This window comes from Paraburkholderia sp. RAU2J, assembly GCF_003634845.1.
Taxonomy (GTDB): Bacteria; Pseudomonadota; Gammaproteobacteria; order Burkholderiales; family Burkholderiaceae; genus Paraburkholderia; species Paraburkholderia fynbosensis.
This window is the reverse complement of sequence record NZ_RBXG01000001.1, coordinates 2,635,308-2,653,477: the sequence shown is the minus strand read 5'-3', so window position 1 is coordinate 2,653,477 and position 18,170 is coordinate 2,635,308. Positions and strand designations below refer to the sequence as shown.

At 65.2% G+C, this 18,170-nt stretch carries 14 protein-coding genes, 1 tRNA gene and 1 pseudogene; 8 read left to right on the top strand and 8 right to left on the bottom strand.

Annotated features, from left to right (window positions below):
* Positions 1-216: 216 nt before the first annotated feature.
* Together B0G69_RS12155 and B0G69_RS42705 are read right to left on the bottom strand one after the other, a co-directional pair.
* Entirely contained in the window at positions 217-2,523 is a 2,307-nt protein-coding gene (locus B0G69_RS12155) for an EAL domain-containing protein (RefSeq protein ID WP_121317244.1), read from the bottom strand.
* A 307-nt stretch (positions 2,524-2,830) separates the two neighbouring features.
* Positions 2,831-3,619, bottom strand: a complete 789-nt coding sequence (locus B0G69_RS42705; protein WP_121317243.1) for an SH3 domain-containing protein — start codon at positions 3,617-3,619, stop codon at positions 2,831-2,833.
* Between the two features lie 309 nt (positions 3,620-3,928).
* Here B0G69_RS42705 and B0G69_RS12145 point away from each other — a divergent pair, with 309 nt between their 5' ends.
* Positions 3,929-4,537: a hypothetical protein gene (locus tag B0G69_RS12145; RefSeq protein ID WP_121317239.1), complete on the top strand. Its 609-nt coding sequence runs from the start codon at positions 3,929-3,931 to the stop codon at positions 4,535-4,537.
* 153 nt (positions 4,538-4,690) lie between these two features.
* Here B0G69_RS12145 and B0G69_RS12140 read toward each other — a convergent pair whose 3' ends face one another.
* Together B0G69_RS12140 and B0G69_RS12135 are read right to left on the bottom strand one after the other, a co-directional pair.
* Positions 4,691-5,233, bottom strand: a complete 543-nt coding sequence (locus B0G69_RS12140; protein WP_175161008.1) for a nucleoside deaminase — start codon at positions 5,231-5,233, stop codon at positions 4,691-4,693.
* Between the two features lie 43 nt (positions 5,234-5,276).
* Positions 5,277-6,431, bottom strand: coding sequence for a BMP family ABC transporter substrate-binding protein (locus tag B0G69_RS12135; RefSeq protein WP_121317237.1), 1,155 nt, complete (start codon positions 6,429-6,431; stop codon positions 5,277-5,279).
* A 275-nt stretch (positions 6,432-6,706) separates the two neighbouring features.
* On the opposite strand from B0G69_RS12135, the gene B0G69_RS12130 reads away from it, so the two are divergent.
* Positions 6,707-7,456: an SDR family oxidoreductase gene (locus B0G69_RS12130; protein WP_121317235.1), complete on the top strand. Its 750-nt coding sequence runs from the start codon at positions 6,707-6,709 to the stop codon at positions 7,454-7,456.
* 164 nt (positions 7,457-7,620) lie between these two features.
* Here B0G69_RS12130 and B0G69_RS12125 read toward each other — a convergent pair whose 3' ends face one another.
* Complete coding sequence (locus tag B0G69_RS12125; RefSeq protein WP_121317233.1) at positions 7,621-7,935, bottom strand: helix-turn-helix domain-containing protein; 315 nt, start codon at positions 7,933-7,935, stop codon at positions 7,621-7,623.
* 36 nt (positions 7,936-7,971) lie between these two features.
* Positions 7,972-9,405 (bottom strand): PLP-dependent aminotransferase family protein, encoded by a 1,434-nt coding sequence (locus B0G69_RS12120; protein WP_121317231.1) that lies wholly within the window; start codon positions 9,403-9,405, stop codon positions 7,972-7,974.
* A gap of 181 nt (positions 9,406-9,586) precedes the next feature.
* On the opposite strand from B0G69_RS12120, the gene B0G69_RS12115 reads away from it, so the two are divergent.
* Positions 9,587-11,917, top strand: coding sequence for an FdhF/YdeP family oxidoreductase (locus B0G69_RS12115; protein ID WP_121317229.1), 2,331 nt, complete (start codon positions 9,587-9,589; stop codon positions 11,915-11,917).
* Between the two features lie 7 nt (positions 11,918-11,924).
* Here the strand turns inward: B0G69_RS12115 and B0G69_RS12110 are convergent.
* A pseudogene (locus tag B0G69_RS12110) lies at positions 11,925-12,429 on the bottom strand (M48 family metallopeptidase).
* A 197-nt stretch (positions 12,430-12,626) separates the two neighbouring features.
* Positions 12,627-12,711: transfer RNA gene (locus tag B0G69_RS12105), tRNA-Leu, on the bottom strand.
* Positions 12,712-12,893: 182 nt separating this feature from the next.
* Between B0G69_RS12105 and B0G69_RS12100 the strand changes: the two genes are divergently transcribed.
* The 5 genes from B0G69_RS12100 (at position 12,894) to B0G69_RS12080 (ending at position 18,128) form a co-directional block, all read left to right on the top strand.
* A complete protein-coding gene (locus tag B0G69_RS12100) occupies positions 12,894-13,964 on the top strand; it encodes a LacI family DNA-binding transcriptional regulator (protein ID WP_121317227.1) in 1,071 nt (356 codons plus the stop codon).
* Between the two features lie 234 nt (positions 13,965-14,198).
* Complete coding sequence (locus B0G69_RS12095) at positions 14,199-15,191, top strand: ABC transporter substrate-binding protein (protein WP_241991362.1); 993 nt, start codon at positions 14,199-14,201, stop codon at positions 15,189-15,191.
* Positions 15,188-16,012 carry an ABC transporter permease gene (locus B0G69_RS12090; RefSeq protein ID WP_121317223.1) on the top strand — a complete coding sequence of 275 codons (825 nt, stop codon included), beginning with the start codon at positions 15,188-15,190 and terminating at the stop codon, positions 16,010-16,012. Before B0G69_RS12095 ends, B0G69_RS12090 begins: the two co-directional genes overlap by 4 nt.
* Positions 16,009-17,061 (top strand): ABC transporter permease, encoded by a 1,053-nt coding sequence (locus B0G69_RS12085; RefSeq protein ID WP_241991308.1) that lies wholly within the window; start codon positions 16,009-16,011, stop codon positions 17,059-17,061. Before B0G69_RS12090 ends, B0G69_RS12085 begins: the two co-directional genes overlap by 4 nt.
* Positions 17,058-18,128: an ABC transporter ATP-binding protein gene (locus tag B0G69_RS12080; protein ID WP_121317221.1), complete on the top strand. Its 1,071-nt coding sequence runs from the start codon at positions 17,058-17,060 to the stop codon at positions 18,126-18,128. Before B0G69_RS12085 ends, B0G69_RS12080 begins: the two co-directional genes overlap by 4 nt.
* The last annotated feature ends 42 nt before the right edge of the window (positions 18,129-18,170 follow it).

Here is an 18,170-nt window from a genome sequence, read left to right as displayed (position 1 = left end):
TTTGGCAATCTGAACAATCGAGCCGCGGCGGCACGCCCTGAAACCGCTGGCGGCGCTGCCGCCAGCGTCCAGCGTGCGAAAGTATGCCTGTGCACCCTGAGCGCGCAGGGCCGGGCGTTTCGCCTGCACCGGAATTGGCATATGCATATGCCAATTCGTGTCTCTGTGCACTGAAGAACAGCGGCCCTCACCCGAGCAAGCGCCCCACCGCCCCGCTCAAGACTCCCCGGCGAGGCTCAACTGCGCGTCGCACAGGCGGCGCGCGTACGCACTCGCGCCGACCGGCCGGCTGTACAGATACCCCTGCTGCTTGTCGCAATCGATCGCGCGCAGAAAGGCCGCCTGCTCGACGGTCTCCACGCCTTCCGCGGTCACGTTCATGCCGAGCGAATGCGCCATCGCCACCACCGCCTGCGTGATCGCGATCGAATCGCGATGATCCGGCAAGCCCGCGACGAACGAGCGGTCGATCTTCAGGTTGTGCAGCGGGAAGCGCTTCAAATATGACAGCGAGGAATAGCCGGTGCCGAAGTCGTCGACCGACATCCGCACGCCCATCGCGCTCAGCGCGCTCAGGATCGGCAGCACCGTTTCGCTGTCGCTCATCAGCAGCCGTTCGGTGATCTCGAGTTCGAGCGCCGCGGGTTCGAGCCCGGACTCCTCCAGACAGCCCGCGATGCGCTCGAGCAGCCCGTCGTTGAATTGCCGCGGTGACAGATTCACCGCGACGATCAGATCCGGCGCCAGCGTGCGCCGCCACTGCGCGACCTGCGCGCAGGCCCGCGCCAGCACCCAGCCGCCGATTTCGACGATCAACCCCGCGTCTTCGGCGACCGGAATGAATTCGCCCGGCGACACGTTGCCGAGTTCGGTGTTGTACCAGCGCAGCAGCGCTTCCGCGCCGATCGTGCGGCCATCCTGGCTATCGACGATCGGCTGGTACACGAGGCTCAGCTCGTCGGCGGCGAGCGCGCGCCGCAATGACTGCTCGATCGTGAAGCGCCGTTGCAGATGCCGGTTCAGCTCGGCGGTGAAGAACTGGAAGTTGTTGCGGCCGCGCTGCTTCGCGTGATACATCGCCGAGTCGGCGTTGCGCATCAGCGTGGCGACGTCCTGGCCGTCCTCGGGAAACAGGCTGATGCCGATCGACGCCCCCAGGTAGTACTCGTTGCCCGCCACCGCGAACGGCACCGCGATCATGTCGAGGATGCGGCGCGCGAGCCCGATCAGATACCCGCTGTTCTCATACGCGCTGATCACGATCACGAACTCGTCGCCGCCCACGCGCGCGAGCGTGTCGCGGCGGTCAACGCAGGCCGAGAGCCGCTCCGCGACGCTGCACAGCAACGCGTCGCCGGCCTCGTGACCGGCGGTGTCGTTGACCTTCTTGAAGCCGTCCAGATCGACGAATAACACGGCGACGCTCGCCAGTTCGCCGCCGGCCGCCACGCCCGGCTCGAACAGGTCACGCATCCGTTCGGTGAGATAGGCGCGGTTGTACAGACCGGTGAGCGAGTCGCGAGTCGCGAGGAACTTGAGCTGCTGTTGGGCTTCGCGCACGGGGCCGATGTCGGTGAACGAGATCAGCACCGAGCTGGGTTCGCTGTCGCCCGGCCGGATGATCGGCACGACGTTCTCGGTAATCCACACGACGTCGCCGCCGACGAGCTCCACGCCGATCGTGACACCGAGGATCGGCTTGCCGGTCGCCAGTACCTGCGCGGTCGGACGGTCGGGCTCGCTGACGAGCGTGCCGTCCTCGTGATAGCCGCGCGTCATCACGCTCCGGATGTTGCGGCCGATGATCTGCGAGTTCGTCCGCAGCATGCGCTGCGCGCTCGGATTGCAGGCCAGCACGACACCCGCGCGCGATTGCACGACGATGCCTTCGCTCAGATGATCGACCACCAGCCGGTGATGTTCTTCGCTATGCGCAAGGCGCTGCGCCATCACGTCCTGATGCACCGCGAGGCCGACGCTGCTGCCGATGTCGCGCAGGATCGCCTCCTCTTCGGCGCTCGGCCGGCGCAAGAAGGGGTAATACACCGCGAACGCGCCGAGCACCGTGCCGGCGTCGTTCTCGAACGGCACGGACCAGCAGGCGCGCAAGCCGTGCGGCAGCGCGAGGTGCCGATAGTCCGCCCACAGCGGATCGGTTTCGATGTCTTCGACGATGACGACACGCCGCTCGTACATCGCAGTACCGCAGGACCCGGCGCGCGGACCGATCGCGACGCCGTCGATCTTCGCGCTGAACTGCGGCGGCAACGACGGCGCGCCGCCGACTCTGGCGTGCACGCCGTCGGGGTCGAGCAGAAGGATCGAACAGGACGCACCTTCGCCAAGCAGCGCTTGCGCGCGGCGGCATACTTCATCGAGTAATTCCGGCAGCGGCGTGTTGCGGGTAATCAGCCGCAACACGCTACGCTCCGACGCCAACACCTCTTCGGCCAGATCCGGCCGGTAGTGGGTGCCCTCTGGCGCTGCTCCCATCGTGCCACCTGATCTCGCTTCGCTAGTCATTTATGCGCCCCCCAACCCAACATCGGCAATCTAGTGTACGCGGCACACCGGGGTTTACGCGAAGCCGGTGCGGAATATTCTTCATGCATGGCAGGGCGCATGGGGGATGAGTTGAAGGCGGCGACAGATAGGGACGGTGCAGAGGCACGCGGTTGCGCGAATCCAGGCTGATGAAGTGCATACGCGTATGCCGCTGATTTTGTTGGCGTCAAGGTCGTCGTAGCCGGTGTGGACTTGGGGCCGCAGGCCGCCCGGGCCGCGCTGACGTATCGCGGCCTGGGCAGCGGGCTTCGGCGCTTCAGCCTCCTCAACCGTTCCCGCCGCCGGGCGGACGGCCTCCGCCCCCGCCTTGTGAGGGGCCGCCTTGGGGATGATTGCCGCCGCCGTGTGATTCGCCACCTGAGGGGCGACCACCTGTGCCGCCTTGCTGACCACCCGGCGGCCGGCTACCTGGGTTCCCGGGTTGCTGACCGCCCGGTGCCCGACCGCCCGCATGCCCCGGTTGCTGACCACCCTGTGGCCGACCGCCTGCATTCTCCGGATGCTGACCACCCGGTGGCCGACCACCCGCATGCCCTGGTTGCTGACCGCCCTGTGGCCGACCGCCCGCATGCCCTGGTTGCTGACCACCCGGTGGCCGACCACCCGCATGTCCCGGCGGGCGTCCCGCCCCGGGTCGCGGCGCAGGCGGCGCATGATGCGCCCAGCGCGACTGCTGGTTGTACCAGGGCCGGCCGCGATAATAGTTGCCCCAGTAATCGCCGATCGAAAAACCGAGGATCGGCAGGCCGAGCACGGTGCCATAGTTCATCAGCGGCACGTTGCCACCCTGGTATGGCGAACTGAGCAGCGACGCAAACACCCAGCCGCGCAGATTCGGCGCCGCGACATCGCACCATTGGTAATTGGCGATACAGCCCATCACCGTCACCGGTACGCCGGGCGGCAACTGCGCGACGATCGGGTAATCGGCCGCAGGGCCCGCGCGCACGTTGACGCTGCTCGCCGTGAAGGCTTGCGACTGCGCGTCGGCCACGACGGGCAGCGTCAACAGGCCGGCTGCTACATAAAGACATCGAACCAGGTGCTGTTTCATTCCTTCTCCCGTTTCAAAGGCCGCTTTCGACTTGCCGGCCAACGTGTGTGCTTATGAGCGCCGAGATTCCCAGACGCAACGCAGTTCACATCACGGCGCCATGCGTCTGCCAATCGCGCACTTGCACTACGCACGCCTGAACGCGTTCCGCCGACGTGCCGCGCGACACATCCGTCCGCTCTGCGTCACGCATGCGAAGCAAGATCTGGTAACGACCTGCCCGAAGTCATGCGTTTTTCGGGCATCTGCGTTCGGGTCGCCTGGCCGATCATCCGTTGCATGAGAAATCCACGCAACGCCAGGAACGCCATGAAAGTTTTTCGTCCGCTTCTGATCGCCGGTCTGATGCTCGCGCATCTGCCCGCCCATGCCACCAGCTTCGACTGTCACAGGGGACGCTCCCTCACCGAACGCATGATCTGCAACGATCCCGCGCTCTCGAAGCTCGACGACACGCTGGGGCAACTGTACTGGAAAGCGCGCCGGCGAGTCGTCGACCGTCGCGCGTTTCTCGACGACAGCGACAGCAAGTGGGCATGGCGCGAAGCGAATTGTCGCGACGCGGCGTGTCTGGGGACGTGGTATGCGACGCGTATTGAGGAGTTGCAGCGGCTAATCGACAGCATGCGGACCGGAACGCCGCTTGCGCCGTCGAGCGCGGTGGCTGTTGCAACGGGGCCGGGTGCGCCGGATGCAGGCGGTGGCCGGCGCAAACCGTCGATGAAGACAGCTCAGGCAGCAGCCACAACGCTGCTTCAATGCACGGCGGCGAACCCTGGCCCGGTGGTGAACGAGCAGTGTTCGACCGTGATCAGGGAGACCGGCAATCCGTGGAAATACACGGTGCATGGCAGCGACTGGTTCTGCGGGGTCGCGATGGTGGGATCATCGCAAATGCAGGCGAGCGCCTCGCAGTAGGGGCGTTGTGCTTCATAAACAGACGACAAACCCGCAAGTCAACGAGCACCACGGGCACGCGCATGCATGCGTATGCCCGTGGTGCTCCGTGAAGTCTTCCTCCTCGGCTCGTGCCGACAAACACTCCCGGCAGCCGCAAACAGAAAATCCTCGCTACCGTCCGCTCCAGAACCGCCGCTGCACCTCCATCACCTCGGCTTCGACCTCGGCGACCGGCCCGATCACCTCGACCCGCTTCTGGCAATGATCGAACACATAGCGGCAATCGACGCTCATCGTCGGGTTCTCCGCGTGATCGCCGGTGGCCTCCAGCAGACGCTTTTCGGTCATGCCGAACACGACCCGCCCGATGTTGGCCCAGTACATCGTGCCGGCGCACATGCAGCAAGGCTCGACCGACGTGTACAGCGTGCAGCTCCACAGATACTCCGGCGTGAAGTTCAACGCCGCCACGCGCGCCAGCACCGATTCGGCGTGATTCACCGTATCGACGTTGCCCTGCTCCATCAGCACGGTTTCCTGGTCCGGCCCGACCAGCACCGCGCCGAACGGATGATGGCCCAGCAGCGTCGCGCGCTCGGCGATCCGGCTCGAATGCCGCAGATGCCGCACGATCTGCTCGTGCGTCGGCGTCAATCCTTGTGGCGGCGTGTTCGCCGCTTGCGCGGCGGCCTCATTCGAAACGCTCAGACTCAACGACGCTCTCCCTCGACAATAGTTAGTTAGCCAAACTAATCGCTTATTTCGGCAACGTACCGTCCACGCCCTGCACGAACCAGTTCAGGCGCAGCAGTTCCGCGTCGCTCAAGGACTTGCCGGCGGCGACCTTCACCGCGCCGGACTGATCCACGATCGGCCCGGCAAACGGATTGAATTTGCCCGAGATGATGTCGTCGCGCTTCTGGCTCAGCGCCTTTTGCGCAACCGGCGACACGGCGCTGGTGTTGATGTCCGCGAGATCGATCGCGTTCTCTTTCAGCCCCCACCATACCGGCGCGTTGGTCCACGTATTCGACATCACCTGCTCGACCAGATGCGTGTAATACACGCCCCAGTTGCTTATGCACGCGCCGAGTTGCGCATTCGGCCCGAACTTCTTCATGTCGGAATCCCAGCCGAACGCATGCACCTTCTTCTGCTCGGCGGTCTGCATCGTCGCGGTCGAATCGGTGTTCTGGATCAGCACGTCGGCGCCCTGGCCGATCAGCGTTTCGGCGGCCTGCTTTTCGCGGCCCGGATCGAACCAGCTATTGATCCACACCACCTTCACGCGCGCGTTCGGGTTGACCGAGCGCGCGCCCATCGTGAACGCGTTGATGTTGCGAACCACTTCCGGCACCGGCACCGAGCCGACAAAGCCCAACGTGTTCGACCTGGTCGTATAGCCCGCGACGAGACCAGCCAGATACGCGCTCTGGTAAGTGCGCACGTCATAGGTCGCGAAGTTGCCCGCTTTCTTGAAACCCGTCGCGTGTTCGAACACGGTGTCCGGAAAGTCCTTCGCGACTTTCAGCTCGAAATCCTGGAAGCCGAAGCTCGACCCCACCACGATCTTGTTGCCCTTCGCTGCGAGATCGCGAAACACGCGCTCCGAGTCCGCCGACTCCGGCACGTTCTCGACTCGCGTCACCTTGATCTTGTCGCCGAACTTCGCCTCGACCTCTTTCACGCCCTGCTCGTGCGCATAGGTCCAGCCGGCGTCGCCCGGATTGCCGAGATAGACGAACGCGATGCCGACCGGCTGCGTGGTCGCCGCAACCGCGGGCCCGGCGCCGAGCGCGAGGACCGCCGCGGCAGTGACCCCGACGCAGGCGCTGCATGCGGTGTCCAGCACGGAACGGACGGCATTGATGCGCAATGAATGGGTCAGCGCTCGCGCCAGCTTTGTTTTCATGGATTCTCCGAAGATGGTTGACCGTGCCTGCACAGTGCCGGACTGTCCAGGCAAGGCATCAGCATACGGGGCCATATTCGAAGGCCAATTTCAGCAGAAAAATTTTTATCCGTTATCCCACCCATAACGAAACCCGTATTGTGGGGTCCGGCGCAGTGTCGGGCAGACATATTCGATATCTTCGAACGAGTGCATCACGAAAATGGTACGACAAGCCTCCTTGTCAGGCGCAATATCCCTCTCACCAACCCGCAACACTCTTTCGGAGAAACAAAATGACTCGCTTCCAAGGTAATTCGGTTCTCGTCACCGGCGGCAGCAGCGGCATCGGCTTCGCGGCCGCCAAGGCCTTCGCGGATGAAGGCGCGCGTGTCGTCATCACCGGTCGTGACGCCGACGCGCTAGACACCGCTCGCAGCCAGCTCGGCGCCAATGCGCTCGCGGTGCGCAACGACGCCGGCTCGATCGCCTCGGCCCGCGAACTGGCCGCCGCGATCGACGCCGCGGGCATCCGGCTCGACGCCGTGTTCGTGAACGCCGGCACGGCGAAGTTCGCGCCCTTCCCCGAGGTCGACGAAGGCTTCTGGGACGCCACTTTCAACACCAACGTCAAAGGCGCGTATTTTCAGATCCAGGCCTTGCTGCCGCTCCTGAACAAGGGCGCGTCGATCGTGATCAATGGATCGATCAATGCGCATATCGGCATGCCGGCATCGTCGGTGTACGCGGCGAGCAAGGCGGCGCTGATCTCGCTCGCGAAGACGCTGTCGGCGGAATTGCTGCCGCAAGGTGTGCGCGTGAACGTCGTAAGCCCCGGCCCCGTGCAAACGCCGCTCTACGGCAAGCTCGGCCTCGACGCCGCCGCGCTCGAAGCCACCGCCGCGCAGATCCTCGCGCAAGTGCCGGTCGGCCGCTTCGGCAAGCCGGAGGAAATCGCCTCGACCGTGCTGCATCTCGCCGCGCCGGAATCGGCGTTCATCGTCGGCACGGAAATCATCGTCGATGGCGGCATGAGCCAGCTTTAAGGACAGCCAGGACAGCGTCACGGCCGGGCTCGCGATGCCGCGCGGCCAGGCCGTGTCAAGCACGCGGCGCCCGCCATCGCGGCGGTTCACGTCGCGCTCGAGCCGGTTCGTGCGTCGTACCGTGCTCGCGCCGGACCTGCGCGGCCTTGGCGTCACCGCACACATCAGTGAAGTTTCGGCGGCGGCTCATCGGCCTCTTCGACGTCCGGCGCCTCGTCCTCGCCGCCGAACAATTGCGCGCACACACCCTCGCCCAGTTCGCTCAAACGCGCCGTGCCGGTGCCCTCCTCGTTGAAGGTGGTGTCCACCAGACCGCCGTCGGCGAGCGCCGTCAACTGGCGCCGCAAGCCGCTCATCGGCACGCCCGCCTGCTTCGACAGCTTCGCGAGCGACCACGCGCCGCCCGGCGTATCCCGATGCGCCCGCCACAGTTGCGCGAGCACGGCGGCCAGCACCGGATCGATTTCATCGTCGTCCATTCGTGTCTCCTCCTTGTCCATCGTGTCTCCTCCTTGTTACGTCATCCGTTTGGCGAGCTCACCCAGCGTCTTCAGCGCCGCTTCGGTCTGCGCCGTCCACGGATAGCTGTAGTTGAGCCGGATGAAATGGCGAAAATCGTTGCGCGTCGAAAACATCATGCCGGGTCCGACCGTGATGCTGCGCGCAAGCGCCGCCTGATAGAGCCGCATCGAATCGACCCTGCCGGGCAATTCCACCCACAGCACGTAGCCGCCTTGCGGCGCCGACATGCGCGTGCCGACCGGGAAAAAGCGCTGAACCAGCGCCGTCATGATGCTCGCCTGCTGCCGGTACACCTTGCGCACGTGGCGCAGATGACGATCGTAGCCGTCCTGCCGCAAGTAATCCGCGACGGCGACCTGCGGCACCGAAGGCGTGGTCAGCGTATTGAGAAACTTCAGCTTCTCGAGCTGCGCGCGGTAGCGTCCCGGCAGCGCCCAGCCGATCCGGTACGACGCCGTCAGACTCTTCGAGAACGACGCGCAGTGCAGTACCAATCCCTTCGTGTCGTAGGTCTTCAGCGTCGAGGGCCGCGCGTCGCCGAAATACAGCTCCTGGTAGACGTCGTTCTCGATCGCGGGAATCTCGTGCGCGGCGAGCAGCTCGACCAGTTGCCGCTTGCGCGCGTCGGGCATCTGGAAGCCGAGCGGATTCTGGAAGTTCGGCATCACCATGCAGGCGGCGATCTTCTGCCGCGCGATCACCTGCGCGAGCGCCTCGATGTCGATGCCGTGCTGCGGATGCGTCGCCACTTCGATCGCGCGCATGCCTAGGCGCTCGATCGCGTGCAGCATCGCGTAGTAAGTCGGCGATTCGACGGCCACCGTGTCGCCCGGTTTGGCGACCGCCTGCAGGCTCAGGTTGATCGCTTCGGTCGCGCCCAGCGTGATGACGATCTCGCCGGGATCGACCGGCATGCCGTTTTCGGCGTAGCGCCGCGCGATTTGCCGGATCAGCTCGGGGTTGCCGGGCGGCAGGTCGTCGATCAGATTCCAGCTCGCCTGACGGCGGGCGATCGCGTTCGCGTACTGGTTGATGCGCCGCCACGGGAACAGCGACGGGTCGGGATACGGTGAACCGAACGGCACGGCGTCGTGCGCGCGGATGCTGCGCAGCGTCGACAGCACGAGCCGGCTCACGTCCACCTCGGCGGCCACCGGCGCGGCTTGCGGGGCATGGTTGCGGCCCGGCTGCGGCGCGGCGGGCGCGAGCGCGCGAGCGGCGGCGTCACGCACGAAATAGCCGGCCTGCGGCCTGCTCTCGACAATGCCCCGGCTTTCCAGCAACGCGTACGCATGCAGCACCGTCTTGATGCTCACGCCGTGCTGCTGGCTCGCCTGGCGCACCGACAAGATCCGCTCGCCCGCCGCGAACACGCCGCGGCGCACGGCTTCGGTCATTTCATCGGCGAGCTTTTCGTACAGTTTCAAGGGCTTGGCTCAAAACGCAAACGTGGTGGGAAGCGCCAGTCTATGACAGAAATCAGGCAACTGTATCCCTCCGCTTTTCGATTTTCTGTATGCAGCGCACTTTTTGGAACACAGTAGTCTTGCAAGTATCGGCTTAAAAGGCGCCGTCCATACGCGCCAGGCCTTATCCAGCGGCAAGATCATGAAGAAATCCGAAGCTAGCAGCGAAGCCCGTATCGAACCGTACAAGCACCCCGCCGCCGGCTGGGGCGCACTGAAGTACGTCGCCATCAACCTGATCAAGGAAAAGGTGACGGGCGGCAACTACCGCACGCTGCTCAAACAGAATCAGCCGGACGGCTTCGACTGCCCCGGCTGCGCGTGGCCGGATCGCGAGCACGCGTCCACCTTCGAGTTCTGCGAGAACGGCGTCAAGGCGGTGGCCGCCGAGGCGACCAGCAAGCGCGTGACGCCCGCCTTCTTCGCGCAGCACACCGTCGAAGAACTGATGGCACAGTCCGACTTCGAACTCGAACAGCACGGCCGCCTGACCGACCCGCTCGTCTACGACGCGCTCCGCGACCGTTACGTGCCGATCGGTTGGCACGAAGCGTTCGATCTGATCGCGCGCCACCTGAAGCAACTCGACGATCCGGACCGCGCCGCGTTCTATACGTCGGGCCGCGCGAGCAACGAGGCCGCGTTTCTGTATCAGCTGTTCGTGCGCATGTACGGCACCAACAACTTCCCCGACTGCTCGAACATGTGCCACGAAGCGACCAGCCGCGGCTTGCCCCATACGGTCGGCATCGGCAAGGGCACGGTCACGCTCGACGACTTCGAACACGCCGACACGCTGCTGATCTTCGGCCAGAATCCGGCCACCAACCATCCGCGCATGCTCGGCGAACTGCGCGAGTGCGCGAAGCGCGGCGCAACCATCGTGTCGATCAATCCGCTGAAGGAGCGCGGCCTCGAGCGCTTCGCGAGCCCGCAGCATCCGGTGGAAATGCTGACCATGGGCAGCACGAAAATCAGCTCCGTGTTCATCCGCCCGAAAGTGGGCGGCGACTTCGCGCTGATCAAGGGCGTCGCCAAGCGCGTGATCGAACTCGACGACGAAGCGCTCGCAAGCGGTCTCGAACGCGTGCTGGATGTCGGCTTCATCGCCGAACACACGGTGGGCTTCGATGCGTTCGCCGACGATCTGCGCGCCGAGCGCTGGGACACCATCGTCGCCGAAGCGGGCGTGCCGTTCGACGACGTGCTGAAGCTCGCCGACATCTACGTGAAGGGACGCGCGGTGATTTCGACGTGGGGCATGGGCCTCACGCAACACAAGAATTCGGTGCCGACGGTGCAACTGCTGTCAAACCTGATGATGATGCGCGGCAATATCGGCCGGCGCGGCGCGGGGCTGTGCCCGGTTCGCGGCCATTCGAACGTGCAGGGCGACCGCACGGTCGGTATCGAAGAGAAGCCGACCGAGGCGTTTCTCGACCGGCTCGGCGAGGTCTACGCTTTCGAGCCGCCGCGCGAGCACGGGCTCGACGTGGTCAACACGATCCAGGCGATGCTCGACGGCAAGGTGAAGGTGTTCATCGGTCTCGGCGGCAACTTCTCGATTGCGACGCCGGATACGCCGCGCACGTGGGAAGCCATGCGCTCGTGCGATCTGACCGTGCACATCACGACCAAGCTGAACCGCAGCCACCTCGTGCATGGCCGCGACGCGCTGATCCTGCCGACGCTCGGGCGCACCGAGATCGATCTGCAGAACGGTGTCGCGCAGGGCGTGAGCGTCGAGGATTCGATGAGCATGGTGCACATCTCGTATGGGATGAACAAGCCGGCGTCGGAGAATCTGCTGTCGGAGATTGCGATCGTCGCGCGGATGGCGCATGCGACGCTCGGCAGCGGCAAGGTGGACTGGCTCGCGCAGGCGGCGGATTACGCGCTGATTCGCGACGGCATCGCGAAGGTGATCGAGGGCTTCCACGATTACAACGAGCGCCTGAAGAACCCGGGCGGTTTTCACCTGGGCGTGGCGTCGCGCGAGCGGATCTGGAAGACGCCGAGCGGCAAGGCGCAGTTCCTCGTGCATGCGATCGACGTCGCGACGCCGATTCATCAGGCGCGCAAGCAGCATGGCGAGAAGCTGATGACGCTGATGACCACGCGTTCGCACGATCAGTACAACACAACGATTTACGGGCTCGATGACCGCTATCGCGGCGTCTATGGACAACGGCGCGTGCTGTTCGCGAACAAGGACGATCTGGCGATGCTCGGTTTCGTCGCGGGACAGCGGGTGGATATCACGAGCGTGTGGGCCGATGGCATCGAGCGGCATGCCGACGGTTTTCTGCTCGTGGAGTACGACATTCCGCGCGGGTGTCTCGGCGCTTATTACCCGGAGACGAATCCGCTCGTGCCGCTGTCGTCGGTGGCCGATGGCGCGGGCACGCCGACTTCGAAGTCGATTCCCGTGTTGCTGAAGGCGTCGGCGGCGCCCGAGGCAGTGGCGGCCTGACGGGCCGTCAGCCCTGCTTTTTAGCCAGATCGCGATGCGTCAGATAAAGACGCAAATCGAATTCGATCTGATGGTAGCCGGGTTGCATGAACTCGCAGAGACGATAGAACGCCTTGTTGTGATCGCTCTCCTTCAGATGAGCGAGTTCGTGCACCACGATCATCTTTCAGAAACTCCGGCGCCGCGCCTTTGAATAGCGACGCAATGCGGATTTCCTTCTTCGCCTTCAGCTTGCCGCCCTGCACGCGCGAAATGCTCGTGTGCAGGCCCAACGCGTGGCGGACCACGTCGAGTTTGCTGTCGTAAGTGACCTTGTCGATCTGCTCGGCACTGCGCAGGTGTTCGCGTTTCAGCTCAGCGCAGTAGGCGTACAGCGCGCGGTCGGTTTGCACGTCGTGCGTGTTCGGGTAGCGCGTGCTGAGATAGGCGCCCAGTTGCTCGTCGGCGATAAGCTTTCTCACCTTCTCTTGCAAAGGCGCCGGGTAGCCGCTCAGGTATTTCAGGTGGGACATGGTGGTGTGCATGTGTTCGCGCGTCGGTTCATCGGCGGCCGAGGGAGCGCAACTGCGTGTGGGTGAAGTTCACGACGACGGCGCAGGCCGTGGGAAAAGCGTTGAACGCTAGAGTCGCAGCGACGCGATAGGGTCTTACAGAGCAGGCCTGATTTCGCGGCGCAGGATCAGAAAACCCAAAATCCCGCCAATATCATTGGTGCCGGGGACGGGACTTGAACCCGTAAGCTGTTAAGCGGCGGATTTTAAGTCCGCTATGTTTACCAATTTCATCACCCCGGCAGGGGCTGCAAGCGCGCGTGGACGCGAATTCTACCATTGCCCGGCGGGCGCACCAACCGGCGCCTCGTGCTGCAGACGCCCGCTGCCATTCCCCCTCGCCTCGTCCGAACCGGAGTCATCCGGCAGTCACAAACGTTCCCGATAATCCGCTCACGTAAACGTTTACAGCCAGAGCGGAAACCATGATCCCGACGATCAAAGATGTCGCCGCCCACGCGGGCTTCTCCATCGCCACGGTCTCGCGCGCGATCAACGCGCCGCACACCGTGAACCCGATCACGCTCGACAAGGTGCGTCAATCGATCGACGCGCTGAACTTCCGCCCCAGCCCGCTCGGCCGGCAGCTGCGCGGCGAGCGCACCCGGCTGATCGGCGTGATCCTGCCGACGCTCGCCAATCCGGTGTTCGCCGAATGCCTGCAAGGCATCGACGAACTCGCGTCGGCGCAAGGCTACCGGCTCATGCTGATGACGACCCAGTACGACGCGGACCGCGAACGCCACGCCATCGAAACGCTGCGCGAACAGCGCGTCGAAGGACTGATTCTGACCGTCACCGACGCCGACACGCATCCGCTGCTCGACGAACTCGACCGCGCCGGCCTGCTCTACGTGCTGATGCACAACGACACGGTGCGGCGGCCGTCAGTATCGGTCGACAACCGGCTCGCCGCCTACGATGGCGTGCGCTCGCTGATCGCACACGGCCATCGCCGCATCCTGATGCTGGCGGGCACGCTGGCCGCGTCGGACCGCGCGCGTCAACGTTATCTCGGCTACGCGCAGGCCATGCAGCAAGCCGGTCTCACGCCCGCGCCGGCGCTCGAAGTCGATTTCAACGCGGAAGAACTGGCGCCGTCCGTGCTCGCGCATCTGACGAGCGGGCAGAATCGCCCGACCGCCCTCTTCTGCAGCAACGACCTGCTCGCGATGGTCGTGATGCGCGGCCTGCGTCGCGCGCGTCTGCGGATTCCGCAGGACATGTCGATTCTCGGCTTCGACGGCCTCGCGATGGGCGAGCTGCTGTCGCCGCCGCTCGCGAGCATCTGCGCGCCGAATCGCGAGATCGGCTGTGCGGCCTGGCGGCGCCTGCTCGCGCGCGTCACCGGCGATGACGACGCATCCGGCAACCCATCGCTCGCATTGACCTTGCCGCACAGCTTGCGCGAAGGCGCGACCATCGCGGCGATTTCGAATCGCACGGACAGTACGTCGCCGCGTGCTTCGGCGGCGACCGAACAGCCGTTGGCCTGAGCCGTTGCATGAGCCGCGCTGTCGCCGTGAGTGGCGCGAGCCGCAGGCATCGCACCCACGCCTCACCTACGCGGCTTCGCAACAAGCCAGAAGCCCCAACACCCCAACACCCGTTTTGATCGGCCCAACCTCGAACCACCCGCTCTCGTCCTCTCCAGGAGACCCGCAGTGATCCGCTCACCCTCACGCTTCGCTTCGTCGCTCAACCCGCTGTGGCGCCGTCTCGCGCGCGTCATGATCGCCACCGGCGCGGCGCTCGCCGCCGTCGCCCCGCAAGCGGCCCATGCCGACGAAACCGCGATCTGCTACAACTGCCCGCCGGAATGGGCCGACTGGGCGAGCCAGATCAAGGCGATCCAGCAAAAGACCGGCATCCGGGTGCCGTTCGACAACAAGAACTCCGGCCAGTCGATCGCGCAACTGATGGCCGAGCAGAAAAGCCCGGTCGCCGACGTGGTGTACCTCGGCGTATCGTCGGCGTTCCAGGCGAAGGACAAGGGCGTGATCCAGCCGTACAAACCGGCGCACTGGAACGATATCCCCGCCAACCTGAAAGACCCGCAAGGCTACTGGTTCGCGATCCACTCGGGCACGCTCGGCTTTTTCGTCAACAAGGACGCGCTCGAAGGCAAGCCGGTGCCGCGCTCGTGGGCTGATCTGCTGAAGCCCGAATACAAAGGCATGATCGGCTACCTCGATCCGTCGAGCGCGTTCGTCGGCTATGCGGGCGCAGTCGCGGTGAACCAGGCGCTCGGCGGCACGCTCGATAACTTCGAGCCGGGCCTCGACTGGTTCCGCAAGCTGAAGGCCAACGCGCCGATCGTGCCGAAGCAGACCGCGTACGCGCGCGTGATGTCCGGTGAAATCCCGATCCTGCTCGACTATGATTTCGACGCCTATCGCGCGAAATACAAGGATCATGCGAACGTCGAGTTTGTGATTCCGAAAGAAGGCACGATCTCGGTGCCTTACGTGATGAGCCTCGTGAAAGGCGCGCCGCACGACGCCAACGGTCGCAAGGTGCTCGACTTCGTGCTTTCGGACGAAGGCCAGAAACTGTGGGCCGATGCCTATCTGCGCCCGGTCCGTGCAAACGCGATGAGCCCGGAAAGCGCCGCGAAATTCCTGCCCGCGAGCGACTATGCCCGCGCCAAAGCGGTCGACTTCGGCAAGATGGCCGAGAAGCAGGCGAGCTTCGGCGAACGTTATCTGCAGGTGATGCATTGAACGACATCACGTTCCCGCTGCGCTGGCGCATCGCGTTGATTGCGCCGGCGCTGGCGGTGTTCCTCGCGTTCTGGCTGCTGCCGATGGCCGCGCTTGCGCAGTTGAGCGGCGACGGCCACGCGTTCGCCACCTATCGCGCGATGCTGACGAATCCGCGCTACATGTCGAGCCTCGGCGCGACCGTCGTGCTGTCGGCGGCGGTCACGGCGGCGACGCTGGTGTTATCGGTGATCGCCGGGCTGCTGCTCGCGCGCCGCGAGTTCGCGTTCAAGCGCACGCTGCTCGCGCTGCTGACGTTCCCGCTCGCGTTTCCCGGCGTGGTGGTCGGCTTCATGGTCATCATGCTGGCGGGACGCCAGGGGCTGATCGGCGCGCTGTCGCTGAAACTCACCGGCGAGCGCTGGGTGTTCGCGTATTCGATGAGCGGCCTCTTTCTCGGCTACCTCTACTTCTCGATTCCGCGCGTGATCGTCACGGTGATGGCCTCGGCGACCAAGCTCGACGCCTCGCTCGAAGAAGCGGCGCGCTCGCTCGGCGCGTCGCCCTGGCGCATCACGCGCGACATCGTGCTGCCGGCACTGTCGCCGGGACTGGTCGCGGCGGGCGCTGTGTGCTTCGCCACCGCGATGGGCGCGTTCGGCACGGCCTTCACGCTCGCCACCGACATCGACGTGCTGCCGATGACCATCTACACCGAGTTCACCCTCAACGCGAACATGGTGACGGCCGCGGGTCTGTCCATCGTGCTCGGCATCGTCACGTGGGCCGTGCTGGCGTTCGCGCGCAGCGTGAGCGGCGCGGCGGTGGCGGCGAGCGCATGAGTAGCATGTCCCGACCCGGCGCTTCCCAACCCGACGACGACACGCCGATGAATTCCATCACTGCTTCAGCACGATCCGTGACCCAGCCAGGCACTGGCGCACGCTCACGGCTGCGCGCACCCAGCGCGCGGACATGGCTCGCCGCCGGTCAATGGCTCGTCACCCTGCTGCTGTGCGCGTTTCTGATCGTGCCGGTCATCATGTCGATCATGGCCGGGCTCACGGTCAATTACTTCAAAGGCGTCTCCAGCGGACTCACACTGCGCTGGCTCGTCGAAGTGTGGACGCAGTATCACGGCTCGGTGTGGCTGTCGCTCGAAGTCGCGGCGGCGACGCTCCTCATCACGTTGCTGACCGGCGTGCCCGCGGGCTACGTGCTCGCGCGCAGCAGGACGCGGCTCTCGCGCATCATCGAAGAATTTCTCGTGCTGCCGATCGCACTGCCCGGTCTCGCGTCCGCGCTCGCGCTGCTGGTCATCTACGGCGGCTTCACGCGCTTGCGCATGAGTGCCGCGTTCATCGTGATCGGGCACGTGGTGTTCACGCTGCCGTTCATGGTGCGAGCGGTCGCCGCGGTGTGCGCGAGCAGCGATCTGCGCACGCTCGAGGAAGGCGCGGCGAGCCTCGGCGCGAGCTTCTTCACACGCTTCGTGACGATCGTGCTGCCGAACGCGCGGCCGGGCATCGTCGCCGGCGCACTGGCGGTGCTGACGCTGTCGATCGGCGAATTCAACCTCACGTGGATGCTGCACACGCCCGAGACGAAGACGCTGCCTGTCGGCCTCGCCGACACCTATGCGTCGTTGCGCATCGAGATCGGCAGCGCGTACACCATTCTGTTCTTCATCATGACGATGCCCCTGCTCGTCGCGATGCAATGGCTCGGCGTCGATGCGACCGGTCAGCGCGGCGCGGCGGCGAAACGCGGCAACGCTTCTACTGCGAAGCGGGTTGCGAATGACGTCAAGACCGATGTGGCCATAAACGCTGCGAATCCCGCCACGAACACTTCCGCCAGGCCCTCTTCGAATTCCATCGACACGCCATGAACCCTGCCTCCGCGACTGTATCCATTCCGATCACGCTCACGCAATGCGCGAAAACCTTTCGCGGCACGCGCGTGCTCGAACCGCTCGATCTACGGATCGACGCAGGTGAAACGCTGGTTCTGCTTGGGCCCTCCGGCTGCGGCAAGACCACGACTCTGCGCATGATCGCGGGACTCGAAACACCGGACGCCGGTGGGCGCATCGCGTTCGGCGACGACGACGTCACCGCGTTGCCGATCGAAAAGCGCCAGGTCGGCATGGTGTTCCAGAGCTATGCGCTGTTTCCCAACCTGAGCGTGCGCGGCAACATCGGCTATGGCCTGAAGATCAGGCGCATGCCGGCCGCGGCCGCGCGGCAGCGCGTCGACGAACTGCTCGGCATGATGCGTCTCACCGCGCACGCCGACAAACCGATCGACCAGCTTTCGGGCGGTCAGCGTCAACGCGTGGCGCTGGCGCGCGCACTTGCGGTGCAGCCGCGCGTGCTGCTGCTCGACGAGCCGCTCACCGCGCTCGACGCGCGCCTGCGCGACACCTTGCGCAGCGAGATGAATACACTGCTGCGCGAGCTGGGCATCACGACCGTCTACGTGACGCACGACCAGGCGGAGGCGATGGAGCTGGGCGACCGCATCGTCGTGATGAGCGCGGGGCGCATCGAACAGATCGGCTCGCCGCGTGACATCTACTATCGGCCCGCGAACCGGAGCGTCGCGCAATTCGTCGGCACGATCAACCGGCTCGCAGGCGAAGCGCGCGACGGCATGCTGACGACGAGCGGCGGCGCGGTGCCGCTGCCGTCGATGCCCCCCCACACGAGCCTGCAACCGCATCAGCCGCACGAGATCTTCTTCCGCCCCGAAGACGCGTGGCTGGCCGACCCGGCAACCGCGCATCTGCGCGGTTGCATCGAAAGCAGCGCGTTTCTCGGCGAGCGCACGCGTCTGACGATCGGCGGCGCCGCACCGGACCCGCTGCTGATCGACGTTGCCGGGCGGGTCGAGCTGGCGCGCGGCACGCCGGTCGGCATCTCGATCTCGCAGGACGCGCTGATTGCGCTATCGTGATAACGCCGCGCCGTGCCCCGGCGCGCAATGACAAGGACTCCC

Coding starts and splice junctions, on each gene's coding strand:
- B0G69_RS12145 (WP_121317239.1), top strand. CDS start 3,929: ATGAAAGTTTTTCGTCCGCTTCTGATCGCCGGTCTGATGCTCGCGCAT.
- B0G69_RS12125 (WP_121317233.1), bottom strand. CDS start 7,935: ATGGACGACGATGAAATCGATCCGGTGCTGGCCGCCGTGCTCGCGCAA.
- B0G69_RS12095 (WP_241991362.1), top strand. CDS start 14,199: ATGATCGCCACCGGCGCGGCGCTCGCCGCCGTCGCCCCGCAAGCGGCC.
- B0G69_RS12115 (WP_121317229.1), top strand. CDS start 9,587: ATGAAGAAATCCGAAGCTAGCAGCGAAGCCCGTATCGAACCGTACAAG.
- B0G69_RS12080 (WP_121317221.1), top strand. CDS start 17,058: ATGAACCCTGCCTCCGCGACTGTATCCATTCCGATCACGCTCACGCAA.
- B0G69_RS12135 (WP_121317237.1), bottom strand. CDS start 6,431: ATGAAAACAAAGCTGGCGCGAGCGCTGACCCATTCATTGCGCATCAAT.
- B0G69_RS42705 (WP_121317243.1), bottom strand. CDS start 3,619: ATGAAACAGCACCTGGTTCGATGTCTTTATGTAGCAGCCGGCCTGTTG.
- B0G69_RS12130 (WP_121317235.1), top strand. CDS start 6,707: ATGACTCGCTTCCAAGGTAATTCGGTTCTCGTCACCGGCGGCAGCAGC.
- B0G69_RS12155 (WP_121317244.1), bottom strand. CDS start 2,523: ATGACTAGCGAAGCGAGATCAGGTGGCACGATGGGAGCAGCGCCAGAG.
- B0G69_RS12100 (WP_121317227.1), top strand. CDS start 12,894: ATGATCCCGACGATCAAAGATGTCGCCGCCCACGCGGGCTTCTCCATC.
- B0G69_RS12085 (WP_241991308.1), top strand. CDS start 16,009: ATGAGTAGCATGTCCCGACCCGGCGCTTCCCAACCCGACGACGACACG.